The organism is Achromobacter xylosoxidans (genome assembly GCF_002192695.1).
GTDB lineage: Bacteria > Pseudomonadota > Gammaproteobacteria > Burkholderiales > Burkholderiaceae_B > Achromobacter > Achromobacter xylosoxidans_C.
Genome location: NZ_MTLG01000117.1, coordinates 11,574 through 26,442, shown reverse-complemented (window position 1 = coordinate 26,442; position 14,869 = coordinate 11,574). Strand labels below are relative to the sequence as shown.

Annotated in this window: 13 protein-coding genes; 8 read left to right on the top strand and 5 right to left on the bottom strand. The window is 63.3% G+C overall.

Annotated elements, in window-relative coordinates; genetic code table 11:
- Window positions 1-13: 13 nt before the first annotated feature.
- From BRO63_RS29210 to BRO63_RS29195, 4 genes are read right to left on the bottom strand one after another with little or no spacing between them, the layout of a single operon-like run.
- Window positions 14-412: an Hpt domain-containing protein gene (locus BRO63_RS29210; RefSeq protein ID WP_088143132.1), complete on the bottom strand. Its 399-nt coding sequence runs from the start codon at window positions 410-412 to the stop codon at window positions 14-16.
- A 25-nt stretch (window positions 413-437) separates the two neighbouring features.
- Window positions 438-1,067, bottom strand: coding sequence for a response regulator transcription factor (locus BRO63_RS29205; RefSeq protein WP_088143131.1), 630 nt, complete (start codon window positions 1,065-1,067; stop codon window positions 438-440).
- A gap of 12 nt (window positions 1,068-1,079) precedes the next feature.
- The gene (locus BRO63_RS29200) at window positions 1,080-2,759 is read right to left on the bottom strand and encodes an ATP-binding protein (RefSeq protein ID WP_143219525.1); all 1,680 of its coding nucleotides are present in this window, start codon (window positions 2,757-2,759) and stop codon (window positions 1,080-1,082) included.
- Window positions 2,760-2,782: 23 nt separating this feature from the next.
- Window positions 2,783-4,636, bottom strand: a complete 1,854-nt coding sequence (locus BRO63_RS29195) for a hybrid sensor histidine kinase/response regulator (protein WP_088143129.1) — start codon at window positions 4,634-4,636, stop codon at window positions 2,783-2,785.
- 525 nt (window positions 4,637-5,161) lie between these two features.
- Between BRO63_RS29195 and BRO63_RS29190 the strand changes: the two genes are divergently transcribed.
- The 8 genes from BRO63_RS29190 (at window position 5,162) to BRO63_RS29155 (ending at window position 13,981) form a co-directional block, all read left to right on the top strand.
- Window positions 5,162-5,698: a fimbrial protein gene (locus BRO63_RS29190; protein WP_088143128.1), complete on the top strand. Its 537-nt coding sequence runs from the start codon at window positions 5,162-5,164 to the stop codon at window positions 5,696-5,698.
- Window positions 5,699-5,839: 141 nt separating this feature from the next.
- Window positions 5,840-6,622: a fimbrial biogenesis chaperone gene (locus tag BRO63_RS29185; RefSeq protein ID WP_256943431.1), complete on the top strand. Its 783-nt coding sequence runs from the start codon at window positions 5,840-5,842 to the stop codon at window positions 6,620-6,622.
- Between the two features lie 17 nt (window positions 6,623-6,639).
- Window positions 6,640-9,183: a fimbria/pilus outer membrane usher protein gene (locus BRO63_RS29180; RefSeq protein WP_088143126.1), complete on the top strand. Its 2,544-nt coding sequence runs from the start codon at window positions 6,640-6,642 to the stop codon at window positions 9,181-9,183.
- A 41-nt stretch (window positions 9,184-9,224) separates the two neighbouring features.
- Window positions 9,225-10,229, top strand: a complete 1,005-nt coding sequence (locus tag BRO63_RS29175) for a fimbrial protein (RefSeq protein WP_179215251.1) — start codon at window positions 9,225-9,227, stop codon at window positions 10,227-10,229.
- A gap of 126 nt (window positions 10,230-10,355) precedes the next feature.
- A complete protein-coding gene (locus tag BRO63_RS29170; protein WP_179215250.1) occupies window positions 10,356-11,366 on the top strand; it encodes a fimbrial protein in 1,011 nt (336 codons plus the stop codon).
- 35 nt (window positions 11,367-11,401) lie between these two features.
- Window positions 11,402-12,202, top strand: a complete 801-nt coding sequence (locus tag BRO63_RS29165) for a winged helix-turn-helix domain-containing protein (protein WP_179215249.1) — start codon at window positions 11,402-11,404, stop codon at window positions 12,200-12,202.
- Window positions 12,203-12,356: 154 nt separating this feature from the next.
- Window positions 12,357-12,818, top strand: coding sequence for a PaaI family thioesterase (locus BRO63_RS29160; protein ID WP_088143122.1), 462 nt, complete (start codon window positions 12,357-12,359; stop codon window positions 12,816-12,818).
- Window positions 12,818-13,981, top strand: coding sequence for a CaiB/BaiF CoA transferase family protein (locus tag BRO63_RS29155; RefSeq protein ID WP_088143121.1), 1,164 nt, complete (start codon window positions 12,818-12,820; stop codon window positions 13,979-13,981). The genes BRO63_RS29160 and BRO63_RS29155 overlap by 1 nt, the downstream gene beginning before the upstream one ends.
- Here BRO63_RS29155 and BRO63_RS29150 read toward each other — a convergent pair.
- Complete coding sequence (locus BRO63_RS29150) at window positions 13,958-14,749, bottom strand: IclR family transcriptional regulator (RefSeq protein ID WP_088143120.1); 792 nt, start codon at window positions 14,747-14,749, stop codon at window positions 13,958-13,960. The two genes, BRO63_RS29155 and BRO63_RS29150, sit on opposite strands and share 24 nt — an antisense overlap.
- Window positions 14,750-14,869: the final 120 nt, after the last annotated feature.

Here is a 14,869-nt window from a genome sequence, read left to right as displayed (position 1 = left end):
AATGTAGGACGATTCAGAATGTGCGGCTCACGCGTTCCAGGACTGCACTCAAATTTTCGACTACCGGCACATAATCGGCCAATAACTCCGCGCGCGCCTTGTCGGTCTCTTTGAAAAGCATCTCTTCAACCCGCAGGCAAAGTCCGACCAAGGCGCCGCAGCCCAGCAATTGCGCGGTGTTCAGGATTCTATGCGCATACCGCCTGACCTCCGCCCACTGCTCCTGCTTGATCGCCAGCAGCAACGCGCCAACGTCCTCCCTGTGGTTGAGGTGCAGGCTCCGAGCAAGCTCCGCCGCGATCTCCAGGTCGTTGCCGACCTTGGAAAGCAGCTCGCCGCGCAACGCCGCCACTGCCTGCGCCTGCGAGGTTTCGTGCACGGGATAAAGGGCCGGAGCCGCTGGGTTCTTCACGCGGGAATACGCCGTATCAAGTTCTTCACATCGCTATTTTCGATTTTCTGGCGAAATCGACCAATTCAACCAGAGAGCCGATCTGCAGTTTGTTCATTATCCTGGTCTTGTGCGTACTGACCGTCTTGTTGCTGATGAACAGCGCGTCGCCGATTTCCTTGTTGCTCAGCCCTTGGGCCAGCATCTGGGTAACGACCATTTCCTTGTTCGAAAGCAGGTCGAGCTTCTTCTGATAGGCGTCCACCACATCCGCGGAGCTGGCCGCCTTGGCGGAATTCGGGAACACGCTATAGCCCGCCAGCACGGATTCGATGCAGCGCACCAGTTCCTTGATTTCCAGACGCTTGCTGGCGTAGCCGCAGGCGCCGAGTTCGGCCACGCGCGACGCAAAGACCGAAGGGTCATGCGCCGACACCACCAGTATCCGCAAGTCCGGATTGACGGCGAGGATCCTGGAAATAGCCTCCAGGCCACCCATCTTGGGCATGTCCAGATCAAGCACGATCAAATCCGGGCGCTCGCTCTTGGCCAGCGCCAGCGTATCCACCCCGTTGTCCGCCTCGAGGATCCGGCTGGCGCTGGGCAATAGTGCAATCTGCGTTCTCAGGACCAGACGAAACGCTGGATGATCATCAACAATCAAGACCGTTGACATGGTCGTCCCCCTTCAGTGGATCGTAGCCCGGTCGGCAGGCGGCCGCCTGCCGTGCGCGAGGATGAAGGATTGCAGCGTCTGCAGATCCACAGGCTTGATCAGCACGGCGTTCATGCTGGCACGCGCGCCGGAAGCCAGATCGAGTTCAAGTTCGCTCGCGGTATAGCCCAGCACCGGCGTTGCCGCATTCAGGCTGCCGCCGGATCTCAAGGCAGCCGTGAATGCCGCGCCGTCCATGACCGGCATGACGCAGTCGCAGATGATCAGATCGAACTCGAGCCGCTCCGCCAATGCCAGGCCAGCCGCGCCGTTCTGCGCGAATTGTGCGGAGTGTTTCAACATCCGCAATTGATGCTTGAGCAGCAGCCGGTTGGCCTCATGGTCGTCGATGACGAGGATGCGCAGGCCGCCGGCGTCGGCCGCCATTGTCGCGGGAGCCTCCGCCACGGCGGCATTTTCCGAGGGAGGCAGCGCCAGCGGCAACTGCACCGATATTCTGGTGCCCAGTCCGGCCGTGCTGGAAATTTCCATGGAACCGCCCATCAGCCGCGTCAGTTCGCTACAGATGGACAACCCCAGCCCGATGCCGGCACCTTGCTCCCGGAGCATGGGTTCAAACTGTGGCGCGGCCAGTCTGGCCTGAATGTCCTCGGCAATCCCGGGGCCGCTGTCCGCGACGCATAGCGTGATCCACTGCACCTCTTGCGTGGCGGCCCCGGCGCTCAGCGCGACGTCGATACGGCCATGGTCCGTAAAGCGGACCGCATTGGACAACAGTTTATCCAGCAGTTGCCTCAAGCGGATCGGATCCGAAAAATGACGTTCAGCAAGGTCGCGGCCGATGTCCAGGTTCAGCTGCAGGCCCTTTGCCTGGGCGGCAACGCGGAACGGCGCAAGCGTGTCGGACAACAGCGCGCGCAGGTCGACGTTCTGCCGCCGCAGCTGGAAGTGCCCGGTTTCCAGCTTGGATATGTCGATCAATCCGCTGATCAGGGCCAGCAGCGACTGGGCTGACTGGCGCGACACCGTCAGCTTCTCCTGGGTCTTGCTGGAGAGTCCGCCGCGCGACAGCATCAGTTCGAGCATGCCGATGATCGCGTTCAGGGGAGTCCGGAGTTCATGGCTGATGAACGCAAGGTACGTCGATTTCATCAGGTTGGCCCTTTCCATGTTCAACCGGGTTTCGGACACGTCCCGCAGCATGTCGGGGAATCCGCGAAAGCGCGCGCTGCCCCCGACCAAACCAATGACGGCGCCGTCCGCCCCGCGCAAAGGCGCGGCCCATGCGGCGACGCCGCACGTGGGATCATGCTCGAAGGGGTGCTCGCGGACCACGGTTTCGCCGCCGGCCAGCACCTGGCGATAGTCGCGGATGACTTCGTCCAGGTTGGGCGGCAGTTCACTGCCGGGGGCCGGCGCGGACAAGGAATCCAACGAGACATGCAGAGGGCGGGTCCAACCCTCGCTGCGGCAGGTAGCGGCGTACTCCTTGAGCCCATCATTGCGCGTCATCAGATTCAGGTCGAGATCCCGGATGAAGATCCCGGCAGGCAGCGTATCCGCCAAGCGCGCCAGGCTGACCAACTCGCCGCGCGGCGAGTTGGCGCCGCGGATGCGCAGCGCGATCCAGACCAGCATGACGACCAGCGCCGCCGCCAGCGCCATGTTCAGGAACACGGAAAGGGTGAGCATGGAGCCTGCCTCGCGATCGACCACTATGCTGCTCCATCCCGCGCCAGTGCGCCTGCTGCATATGCCGCCGGCAGGCAGGAAGCAACGGCGACATCCAGCGCGAGCAGACCAGCAGGCTTGACCAACACCTCTTTCATGCCAGCCCGCAAGCCCGCCTCACGATCTTCCGTACGCGCGTCGGCCATGTATCCCAGCACGGGAACGACTGCGTTCTCGCCCTCGGCCGCACGCAACATCCGCGTGAATTCGGCGCCGTTCATGTCCGGCAGCAGGCCATCGCAGACAACCAGATCGAAGCTGCCGCCTCTGGCCAACGCCAAGCCCTGCGCGCCATCCTCCGCCGTCTGAACGGAATGGCCGAGGAATTCCAATTGGCTATTCAGCAGCAGGCGGTTGCCAGCCTGGCTTTCGACAACCAGCATCCGCAGCCCAGTCGTGGGCCGCTGCGTCATTCCGGGCATAGCATCTTGCGGCGAGTCGCGCAGCTCGCCGGATCCAAGCGTCAGCGGCACGCGGACATGGACATGCGTGCCCTCGCCCACAGCGCTGGAAATGTTGATGGTCCCGCCTATGCGGTGCACCATCTGCTGGCAGTAGTGCAGGCCCAGCCCGGCGCCTTCGGGCGAGGCGCTCAGCCCGGCTTCGTAGCGGGACGCCGACAGTTTCTGCTGTATATGCGGCTCGATGCCGCTGCCGGTATCGATGACCGAGAGCGTGACCCATTGCCTGCCATCCTCCACCGGGGCGCCGTCCAGATGTATCCGGACGCCGCCGCGTTCCGTGAACCGGATGGCGTTGGACAGGAAATTGTTGAGCAACTGATTCAGCCCCTGAGCGTCCGTCACGTGGCTGGCGGCAACCCCGGGAGCCACCTCCAGCGTCAGGCTTATGCCCTTTTCGTAGGCGCTGGGCGCGAACAGCGCGACCACGTCGGCGGCAACCCTGCGCAATGAAACCGACATGCGGGCGCATGCCAGATCGCCTGTCTCCATTCTGCGGGTATCGACGATGGACGGAATCAACTGGAGCAGGGATTGGGTGGACGAACGCACGGTCGCCAACATCTCTTTCGACTGGCGCGGCATCGAGGAGTCGACCGACGCCATCTCCAGCAGGCCCGCCATGGCATTCAAGGGATTGCGCACATCGCGACTGACCGCCGCAAGGAATCGGGTCTTCATGTCGTTGATGCGCTCAGCCCGGCGATGCGCGCTTGCCGAATCGTCCAGCGACTGCCCATGGCCCAGAAGATACATGCCGATGGACAACATGCCTATCACTGGATCGCCGGCGCCCCGCAGCGGAAAAACCCATGCCTGATGTGCCGCCCGGATACCGACAGCCTCCACCTCGTGAGCGAAGTCATAGGCTCTCGGCTCGCCGCTGGCCACCGCGGCCTGGAACTCGCCCACCATGGCGACCATGTTTGGAGGCAACGGGATCCGGTCCTTCTCGCCATTGGACAGGAAGGCCAGGTCGAGGTACTCCGGCCTGGCCCATCCATTCTTGATGACTATGTCGGAAAAGCGCTGCATGCCGGCACTGCATCCGACCAGGCGCAGCGATTTTTCCCGCACTCCCATATCCACGGGCGCGGCGGCGATCAAACGGGTGACCTGCTTCAAGCGCCGCAGCGGATCGCCGTCCTTTTTCGCGGCACCCCGCAATACTCCCGCCGCCGACAGAAGGGCAATGGACAGCACGCCGTTCAACGCCCAGGACCAGATTGCGGCCGAGGCAAGCGGCTGCATGCGCGCGGCAACGAGCGGCGCGCCAAATGCGCATAGGGTTATGAGAATCGCGACCGCCCCAACCGCAATCCGGGTGCGGACAACGCCGCTGCGCTGCATAGCGCTCGCATGAACTTCCGGCTTCATTCTAGGAGTGTCGGTGGTCGTGCCTGTGGCTGGATTCGGTACGCGCTGCGCAGCGGCGATTTTATCGCAGAAGGCATACCACCAACCTGTTGCGCAGTGCAGAGCCCCAACAAAATCCACTAACCGTTGCTTTCAAATCACGAAAAAAAAGGCCCAAGAAATACCAATTAAACCGCCTCATTTCGGCAAGTTTTGCAATTATTAGCAAGAATCGCCCATCATTGTTTTCATATGAAATTTCATACAACAAGAAGAGAGGATTCCTACATTTCAGAAACCCTGGTTCTTTTAACTTTCAACTGCCGACGAAATGCAGGATTCAGGATTCGGATGAGGCAAGAGAATTGATTATCTTGCCGCACTCTTTTATCAATATTCGAATTGAATGTTGATAACAACCTGATCAAGTTGAAGTTGCTTCCTGAAAATCGATCCAAAGCATTTCATAAATCGGCCGCCATCTGTTTTCAATAATTCCCAGGCGGCGCTTTTGATTATTAATCGACTATCAGGATATTTACTTCCATGAACAAGAACACCCTTGCCAAGTTTGCCCTGCTCGCCACGGCTGCCGCGGTTTCTCAAGCCGCCCTGGCCGAAGACGGGCGTATTCAATTCAACGGTGAAATCGTTGACGCGCCGTGCTCCGTCTCGCCCAGCGCGACCAACCTGGTCGTGCCGCTCGGCAAAGTATCGCGCGCCAGCATGGACGGCGCTGCGGGCAAGCATTCGACCCCCGCTCAGTTCGAGATCCAGCTGACCGATTGCAGCGCATCGGCCAAGGGCGCGAGCGTGACGTTCAGCGGCACGCCGGACAGCATCAGCAACGACGTGCTGGCCATCTCGAATTCGGGCGGACTGACCGCCAACGCCACCGGCGTGGCCGTCGAAATCCGTGATGCCTTGCATGCAAAGATCGCATTGGGTTCGGCCTCCCCGAAGTACTTCCTCGGCCTCGGAACCAACAACCTGAAGTTCGAAGCCGCCTACGTTTCAACTGGTGCCTCCGTCACCCCCGGCCCGGCCAACGCCACCGCGCAGTTCACGGTGAACTACAACTGACGCCGCTTTGCCAGACCGCCAGCCCCACGGTAGCGGGGCTGGCCGCAAGCCTCCACGCGGCGGGCGGTTCCCTCAGAACCGCGGCCTGAATCGCCGCCATCGCCCACGAATGGCTTGCGAGCAAAACACATCGAGACCCTCATGCTGAAAGACATCGCGCAACGGTGCGTGCTCACGGCGCGCCCCATCATGATCTTCGCCCTTGCGGCCACGCTGGCGCACGCCACTGCCGGAGCCGGCGTACTGGTCGGCGGCACCCGCGTCATTTTCAACGAGAAAGAGCGCGAGTCGTCCATCCCCGTCAAGAACACCGGCACGGCCCCCTACGTCGTGCAAGCCTGGATCGATGCCGGCGAAGGCAACACCAAGACGCCGTTCGTGGCCACCCCGCCGCTGTCGCGCCTGGATCCGGGCCAGGAGAACGTGCTGCGCATACTGCGCCTGGCCGGCAATCTGCCCCTCGACCGCGAATCGGTGTTCTGGCTGAACGTCAAGGAAATTCCGGAAAAAAGCCAGGACGAAAACGTGCTGCAGATCGCGGTGCGCACCCGCATCAAACTGTTCTACCGGCCCGCGGGCCTGGCGGGCAAGCCTGGTGAACAGCGCCAGCAATTGCAATGGGCGGTCGCCGCCGGCGGCAAGGGCGCGGTGCTGAAGATCGGCAATCCGTCCGCTTATCACGTCACCTTCGCCACGCTGAACGTCAACGGCGGCCAACAGGAGATCAACGGCGGAATGGTGCCGCCCGGCGGCGTGCTGGAGTACCCCCTGTCGGGATTGTCCGCGCCCAGGGACGTGGACGTCGTGTTCACCACCATCAATGACTACGGCGCCGAGACCTCCGAGGAAAAAGTCCGCGTGCCCAGCGCGCAAACCCCCGTCCACGTCAAGGCCGAGCCCGTCGCGCCTGCCGCAGGCCGCTAGCGCCCGGAGTTCATCGTATGAAAGGCGTATCGCAGGTCCGCATGCCGACATCCACGGCCTTGGCGTCGCTGTTGCTGGGCCTGGCCTCCTTTTCGGGCCAGGCCGCCGAGCCGGCGGGCGCAGTCTTCAATCAGGACTTCCTGGGCACGGGCGGAGACCAGCCGCAGGCCGATCTGTCCATCTTCAGTTTCGGCAACAGCGTCCTGCCGGGCGAGTATCTGGCCGACGTGATCGTCAACGACCAGTCCGTGGGCAAGAGCAGGATCATCGTCGAGGCACAGGACGGCCAGAAGCCCTCGGTCTGCCTGACGCGCAATCAGCTGGAAACCTGGGGCGTCAATATGGCCGCGCTGCCGGAGTCGGCTGGCGCGGATGGCGCCTGCGTGGACCTGGCCGCCTTGATACAGGATGCGACCGTGAGCTTCGATGGCAGCAAGCAGCGCCTGCGTCTGAGCATTCCGCAAGTCGCGGTCAAGCGTACTGCCCGCGACTCCGTCGACCCCTCGCGCTGGGACAAAGGCATCACCGCGGCCCTGCTGGACTATCAGCTCAACATATCCCGCCAAGGCGGCGGGGGCTCGTCCAACCGCGACAGGGACTCGTTCAACCGCGACGGCGACTCGTCCAGCCGCGGCGCCGAATCGCCCTACATGGGGTTCGCCGGATTGCGCGGCGGCCTCAACTTCGGCGACTGGCGCTTGCGCCATAGTTCCAACTACAACCGCGGCTCCGACGGCCGTGGCACATGGCAGACGGTGGAAACCAATCTGCAGCGGGACTTGCACTCGATCAATGGCCAGCTGCTGATCGGCGACGGCAACACGCCCGGCAACTTCTTCGACAGCATGCCGTTCCGCGGCGTGCAGGTCTCGTCGGACGACTCGATGCTGCCGGACAGCATGCAAGGATACGCGCCGACCATACGTGGCATCGCCCGGACCAACGCACAGGTCACTGTCAGGCAGAACGGCTATATCGTCTATAGCACCTATGTTGCGCCCGGCGCCTTCGTGCTGGATGACCTGTATCCCTCGTCTTCCGGCGGTGACCTGGAGGTCACGGTCACGGAATCGGACGGCCGGCAAAGCCGCTACGTGCAAGCCTATGCCTCCGTGCCCACGCTGTTGCGCGAAGGCACCTGGCGCTACAGCGCCACCGCCGGACGCTATCGCAGCGCCTACGGGTCGGACGAACGCGAGCCTACCTTTGTGCAAGGCACGGTCGCGCGCGGCCTGGGCCAGGAGTTCTCGCTGTACGGCGGCGTCACCGCGGCCGGCATCTATCAATCGGGCCTGGTGGGCGTGGGCAAGAACCTGCGCAGCTTCGGCGCGATTTCCCTGGATCTGTCGCATGCCCGCACCGCCACCGAGCGCTTGAAGGCCCAGGGGCAATCCGTGCGCTTCCTGTATGCCAAGTCCTTCGACGAAGCAGGCACCAACTTCCGCATCGCCGGCTATCGCTATTCCACCAGCGGCTACCGGACTTTCCAGGAAGCGACTGGCGTCGATGATTTCGAACCGGGAGACAAAATGCCCAACCGCCGCAACGAACTGCGCTTGGACGTGGCCCAGTCGCTCGGCTCCTGGGGTTCGGTCTACGCGTCGGCGCGCCAGCAGTCGTACTGGCAGACGAATCAGAAGGAGCGGCTGATCCAAGTTGGCTACTCCGGCTTCTACAGGCAGGTCAGCTACAACGTCTTCGTCAATATGAACACCGGCCGCAATGGCTCGAATGACCGCCAGGTCATGCTGTCGCTGTCGATCCCGCTGGGGACGTCGCGCAGCAGCGCCCAGTACTCCGTGGTCACGGGCAACAACGGCCAGACCAGCCACCAGGCCAGCGTTTTCGGCTCCGCGCTGGAAGACGATCAGCTTACCTACAACCTGACGGCCGCAACGTCCAATCAGAACGGCATCAGCAGCACCGGCAACGCCAGCTACCTGTCCAAGGTCGGTCGCTTCGACCTGGGCGCGTCGCAGGGACGTGGCTACAACCAGATCAGCGCGGGCCTGTCAGGCGGCATCGTAGCGCATGCCGGCGGCGTGACGCTCGGCCAGCCCCTGGGCGAAACCGTGGCGCTGGTGCGCGCTCCGTCGGCCGAGGATGTGCGCTTCGAATCGCATCCTGGCGTCAGCACCAACGCCAGCGGCTACGCCATCGTCCCGAGCCTGAGTCCCTACCGTTCCAACCGCCTGGCCATGCGCACCGCCGACCTGGGCGACACCGTTGAAGTCAGGAACGCGGCGGTAAACCTGGTGCCCACCCGCGGCGCGGTGATACAGGCGGGATTCGAGACGGTCGTGGGCTTTCGCCTGATGATGACGCTGACCCGCAAGGACAACAGCGTGGTGCCGTTCGGCGCGCGCATCGACGACGAGGCGGGCCAGGAAATCGGCATCGTGGGCCCGGACGGCCAGGCCTTCGTGACGGGGGCACAGCAATCCGGAACGATTCGCATCGTCTGGGGCCGCGGCGCCAACGACAGCTGCGGCGTGTCCTACAGCCTGCCGCAAGAAGACCGTCCCGCACCCATACGGGAAGTCAGCTACACGTGCCAGTGATGCGCACATCGAAGATCGCAAGACATATGAACAGGCATGAAATGAAACTACATCACCGCAAGGGAACACGCACGGGCGGCATGCTGATATTGGCATGCATGGCGCTGATGCTGTGCGGCTATGCGCCGCAAAGCCTCGCGGCATGCGCGCTGGGAGAGGGAATGGACAAGAATGTGATCAACATCGCACTCGGCTCCGTACTTGTGCCGACGAATATGCCCGTCAACTCCGTCATTGTTGAAAGAAGATTCCCCATTTCTCACAAGGGCAACGTGATCATTCAGTGCGACAAGAACGGCGGCGCTTCGTGGCAAAGTTCCGTTCATATGGGAGAACTGGTGGCCAACACCAACCGGGTCTACCGGACCAACATTCCCGGCATCGGAATTCGGCTTGGCTTCCGGGACTGGGACTCGGTTCCTCCTGATCATTTTCCGTTTTCGATGCCCACCACCACTTCCAGGACTAGCACCAGCAAGAACTGGACCATCACTGTCGAACTCTTCAAAATCGCAAGAGACACAGGAAACGGCTCTCTGCAGGACGGGCTATACGCCACCATGTACTCGTCGAGCGATCCGCAAAAAGCCCTGCAAGTGCAGGTCAGCGGACGCGCCACGACCATCGTCACCCCTTCCTGCACCGCCGCCCCCACCCCTCCCGTCCAACTCGGCAAGGTCTGGAAGAACCTGTTCAGCTCGGTAGGCAGCACGGCGGCCGAAAAAAGCTTCAACATCACGCTGAACTGCCGCGAGGCCAAGCCGAAACTGAATGCGGTGTACCTGCGGATGGACGCCAAGCCCGACGCCTCGGGCGCGCCAGGCGTGATCGCCTTGAGTCCCGACGCCAATGCCGCGACAGGCGTCGGCATCCAGATTCTGGACAAGGGCCGTCAGCCGGTCACCTACGGCCAAGGCGCCTTGGTGGGCATGTCCAAGGACGGCGTCTACAACGTGCCGTTCCATGCCCGCTACTACCAGACCGCGAATCAGGTGACCGCCGGCCAGGCGAATGGCTCGGCCACCTTCACGCTTGAATACAAATGACCCCCTCCGAACCCAGGAAAAACCGGCCCGATATTCCACGGCTACCGGCGCGCCCATGCGGCAAGTCAGCTACGCGTGCCGGTGATGCGTGTTCCAGAAATTGCAGGCCATAGAAACAAACCAAAAATGAAAGACACTCAGTCCACCAAGGAAAAACGCGCAATCGGCCTGTTGGCCCTCGCGTGCCTGGCGCTGGCGCTGAGCGCATATGCACCACAGAACCAGGCGGCATGCACCCTGGGACCGGGGATAGCCCGGAATGTCATCAATATCAACCTCGGCAACATACTCGTTCCACTGGAGAGGGGACCGAGCAGGCTCGATCCCATCGTCGAGAGAAGATATCCCATAAGTCATGGAGACAGCGCGTTCCTCAGGTGCGGTGACGGCGGCGGAAAGGCAATGGCGTCCATCCACATGGGCACACGCCTGGACGACACCTTCATCTATCGGACAAACATTCCCGGAATCGGCATTCGTATCGGGCTGCGTCCAAGCGACCATGTCGGAACCTTCCCCTTCCCTTACTCCTGGAGCCTGCATCAAGCAGGCACGCTACCCCTCGGCCCCAAAGGCTGGATTCACGTCCAACTCTACAAGATCGGTTCCATCACCGGCAACGGCGCTCTTGCAGCAGGACATTACGCCAGCCTGTACGCGCAAGACGCGCCAGGGGAGGCATTGACCGTGAGGATCGACGGCAGAACCACCGCCATCGTCACCCCTTCCTGCACCGCCGCCCCCACCCCTCCCATCCAACTCGGCAAGGTCTGGAAGAACCTGTTCAGCTCGGTCGGCAGCACGGCCGCGGAACAAGGCTTCAACATCAAGCTGAACTGCCGCGAGGCCAAGCCGGAGCTGAATGCGGTGTACCTGCGGATGGACGCCAAGCCCGACGCCTCGGGCGCGCCGGGCGTGATCGCCTTGAGCCCCGACGCCAATGCCGCGACCGGTGTCGGCATCCAGATCCTGGACAAGGACCGCCAGCCGGTGGCCTACGGCCAAAGCGCCTTGGTGGGCATGTCCAAGGACGGCGTCTACAACGTGCCGTTCCATGCCCGCTACTACCAAACCGCAAACCAGGTGACCGCGGGTCGTGCCAACGGCTCGGCCACCTTCACCCTTGAATACAAATGACCTCCTCCGAATCCACGAAAAACTGGCCCAGGATCATGAACAGACCTACCTTCAATCACACCGTCCATGTTTGCGTCGAAGCCATCGAGCCAGCCACGGCGCTAGTGCAGGGGCTGGGCGACCGCGCCCAGATGATATGCCTGACCCAATCCGCCACCCGCTTGCAGGAGCAGCTCGCCGAGCCCGGCCTGCACTATGTGGTCATGCACGGCAGCGCGGAATGGCTGGCCGCCATGCTGGGCGCGCGGCGCGGCCCCTACGTCGCGGGATTGGTGGCCATGATCACCGCCAACGATTCCTCCAATACCCGGGCGGAACTGATCTGCGCCGGCGCGGACGCCTGCCTGCCCTCGAACGCCGGCATCGGCGAATTGTTGGCGGCGCTCAGCAGCCTGGAGCGCCTGTCTTCGGCCTTGCGTACCCGCCTGCAGCGCGAGGCCGCGCCCGCCGCGGAATCGCTGGCGCGCAGGCGGCGCGCCCTGGCGGCAACTGTCGCGACCGTCCGCGTCACGCCGGTCCGCGAGTGGGCGCTGATGGAGGCAGAGAAGACGCTGCGCGCCCCGGACAGCGCCGGCTTGCTTGCGTTGAGCAACAAGGAGTATGCCCTGCTGTCGTGCCTGAGCGGCCATGACTTCCAGTACTGCAGTATTGCGGACCTCCACAAGGAGGTCTGGCCGGACGCGGCAGGCCGCCCGGTGCATCTGCAGCGCGCCATCGTCTCCAGCGTGGTTGGGCGCCTGCGCCGCCGGGCGCGGATGGCGGGAATCGAACTGCCGCTGCGCACGAGCTACGGCCAGGGCTACACCTTTGTTCATCCGCTGAGCAGCGCGGGCTAAAAACTCTGCTAACAGGCGAGGCTCGGGATTACGGGCCTTGACACTCCTTTTTCTCCATCGTTATATTTATGAACAACGTTCACATTAATGAACAACTAGAACAATGACGCGCCCGGCCGAAGCCCGTCGGGCAAACCTAGCCACATGAGGCCCTATGAGTTCCACCGCATTCACAGAGGCAAGCCGCATCGTCAATCGCAGTCCCTTGAACCGATGGCTGGGCATGTCCGTACTGCGAGCCGATGACGACGGCATCACGCTCGGCATCCGCTGGCGCGAGGAACTCATTTCGAACCCGGATGCCCGCTCCACGCATGGCGGCATACTTGCGACGTTGATCGATGCCGCCGGCGACTATGCAGTCGCCCTGAAAGTAGGCGTTCCCGTCCCCACGATCGATATGCATGTGGACTTTCACCGCATCGCCAAACCCGGCGACTTGCGGGCCGAAGGCCAGGTCATACACCTGGGCAGGCGCTTCGCGACCGCCCATGCCCGCGTGTTGGACACGGAGGGCAATCTCATCGCCAGCGGCCGCGCGCTTTACCTCGTGCCGGCATCCGCTGGCCCGGCGCCTGGCGCCGAGACGCCCCTGGCCAGTCAGGGAGAGGCATGATGGGTCCGCTCAAGGGAATCAAGATCATCGAGTTCGCGGGCATAGGCCCCTGCCCGATGACCGCAATGCTGCTCGCCGACCTGGGCGCCACCGTGCTGCGCATAGACCGGTCGGAACCCCCATCGCTGGGCATCGAGCGTCCGCTCAGGTTCAACTTGCTGTTGCGCAACCGCAAGGCCATCGCCCTGGACCTCAAGAACGCTGCGGCGCGGGACCTGGCGCTGCGCCTCATCGAAGGCGCCGACGCCCTGCTCGAGGGTTTCCGGCCCGGCGTGATGGAACGCCTGGGACTGGGGCCCGACGTCTGCCTGACGCGCAATCCACGGCTGGTCTACGGCCGGATGACGGGATGGGGCCAGACCGGGCCGCTGGCCCAGGTAGCCGGCCATGATCTCAATTACATCGGCCTGACCGGCGTGTTGCACGCCATGGGCCGCGAAGGCCAGCCGCCCACCCCACCCCTGAATCTGGTGGGAGACTTCGGCGGCGGCGCGCTGTACCTGGCCTTGGGCGTCCTCGCCGCCATCATCGAAGCGGCCCGTTCAGGACTGGGCCAGGTCGTCGATGCCGCCATCGTGGACGGCACCGCATCGCTGGCGACCGCCCTGTTCGGCCTGCACGCGGCCGGCCTTTGGAACGACAAGCGTGGCCACAACATGCTGGACTCCGGCGCCTACTTCTATGATGTCTACGAGTGCGCCGATGGCAAATGGGTTTCCGTCGCGCCGCTGGAGCGCAAGTTCCACGACAAGCTGCTCGAGCTCATGGGCCTGGACCGCGAATCGCTCGGCCGCCAGGCCGACCGCGACGGATGGCCGCTGGCCAGATCCATCCTCGCCGACGCCTTCAGGAAGAAGACGCAGGCGCAATGGTGCGAGCTGCTCGGTACCACGGACGTGTGCGTGGCGCCGGTGCTATCGCTGGACCAGGCCGCCGGACACCCTCATATGCGGGAGCGGAAGGTCTTGATCGACGTCGACGGCGTCATGCAGCCGGCGCCTGCCCCGCGCTTCTCGCGTACGGCCCCCGCAAAGCCGACGCCGCCCGAGGCCGCCAGCGCCAGCACGATGGAAGCGGCGCTGGCCGGATGGTTATCGCCCGCCGAACAGACACGATGGCGCAGCCAGCTGGAGGAAGTCTCAGTTGCCGGGCATATGCCGTAAGGTTGTGGAGGCGTCCGCGGCCACTTCCTGCAGCAGCTGCCGCAAGGCGGGCAACGACTGCGCGAAACGGTCGCTGGGCGCCGCAATCATCAGGGCGTAGCTGGCGGTGCCGTCAGCCTTGATGATCGGCGCGGCAATGCCGGACGCGCCTGCAACCGCCTCGCCCATGCTCACCGCAATTCCGGAAGCGCGTATTTCCTGCAGCTGCGACTCGAAAGCCTCCTTGTCCGGCAGAGGCTTGCCCGTCATGGGCTTGAGTTTGGCGGTCTTGAGGTATTTCTTTTGCCAAGCCTGGTCCTGAAACGCGAACAGCAGCTTGCCCGCGGCCGACACGTGCAGCGGCCGTTTCGTGCCGATCGGCACCGAGTACCGGACAGGTTGCTTGCTGTCGATGCCGTCGATATAGGTAACCGTCTTCGCTTCCTTGTCGATCAGCGCCAGGAACACGCTTTCCTCGCAGCGCGCCGCCAGCTCCTCGACATAGGGCCGCAAGATCTTGGTAACGCCCGCGCTGGCCAGCACCTCGGCCGACAACTGGAAGATGGATGGCCCCAGCTCGTAGCGCCCGGCCGCGTGCATCAGGTACTTATGGGCCACCAAGGGCCGCAGCAGCAAGAGCAGGCTGCTCTTGGGGGCCTCGAGCTCGCTGCTCAGTTCCGCCAGCGTGGCGCCGCCGGTCCCGCGCGCCAGCACCTCGAAGATGCCGAGAATCCGCAGCAGGGAGCGGGGCTCGGAAGTAGCGGGACTCGTTTCGGATCGGGTTTTCATGAATGGGTCGGATCAGCCTGGAGCAATGTGCATGCACTGCGTTCATATTCTCGAATGATACCTGTAAACACGGCGCCGCTTGAACCGGCGCAACGATCAAAAAGCAGCGGGAACAAGGAG

Excerpts from the sequence above, each read along its gene's own strand:
- BRO63_RS29205 (WP_088143131.1), bottom strand. The coding sequence starts at position 1,067 with ATGTCAACGGTCTTGATTGTTGATGATCATCCAGCGTTTCGTCTGGTC.
- BRO63_RS29200 (WP_143219525.1), bottom strand. The coding sequence starts at position 2,759 with ATGCTCACCCTTTCCGTGTTCCTGAACATGGCGCTGGCGGCGGCGCTG.
- BRO63_RS29195 (WP_088143129.1), bottom strand. The coding sequence starts at position 4,636 with ATGAAGCCGGAAGTTCATGCGAGCGCTATGCAGCGCAGCGGCGTTGTC.
- BRO63_RS29190 (WP_088143128.1), top strand. The coding sequence starts at position 5,162 with ATGAACAAGAACACCCTTGCCAAGTTTGCCCTGCTCGCCACGGCTGCC.
- BRO63_RS29185 (WP_256943431.1), top strand. The coding sequence starts at position 5,840 with ATGCTGAAAGACATCGCGCAACGGTGCGTGCTCACGGCGCGCCCCATC.
- BRO63_RS29180 (WP_088143126.1), top strand. The coding sequence starts at position 6,640 with ATGAAAGGCGTATCGCAGGTCCGCATGCCGACATCCACGGCCTTGGCG.
- BRO63_RS29175 (WP_179215251.1), top strand. The coding sequence starts at position 9,225 with ATGAAACTACATCACCGCAAGGGAACACGCACGGGCGGCATGCTGATA.
- BRO63_RS29170 (WP_179215250.1), top strand. The coding sequence starts at position 10,356 with ATGAAAGACACTCAGTCCACCAAGGAAAAACGCGCAATCGGCCTGTTG.
- BRO63_RS29165 (WP_179215249.1), top strand. The coding sequence starts at position 11,402 with ATGAACAGACCTACCTTCAATCACACCGTCCATGTTTGCGTCGAAGCC.
- BRO63_RS29160 (WP_088143122.1), top strand. The coding sequence starts at position 12,357 with ATGAGTTCCACCGCATTCACAGAGGCAAGCCGCATCGTCAATCGCAGT.
- BRO63_RS29155 (WP_088143121.1), top strand. The coding sequence starts at position 12,818 with ATGGGTCCGCTCAAGGGAATCAAGATCATCGAGTTCGCGGGCATAGGC.
- BRO63_RS29150 (WP_088143120.1), bottom strand. The coding sequence starts at position 14,749 with ATGAAAACCCGATCCGAAACGAGTCCCGCTACTTCCGAGCCCCGCTCC.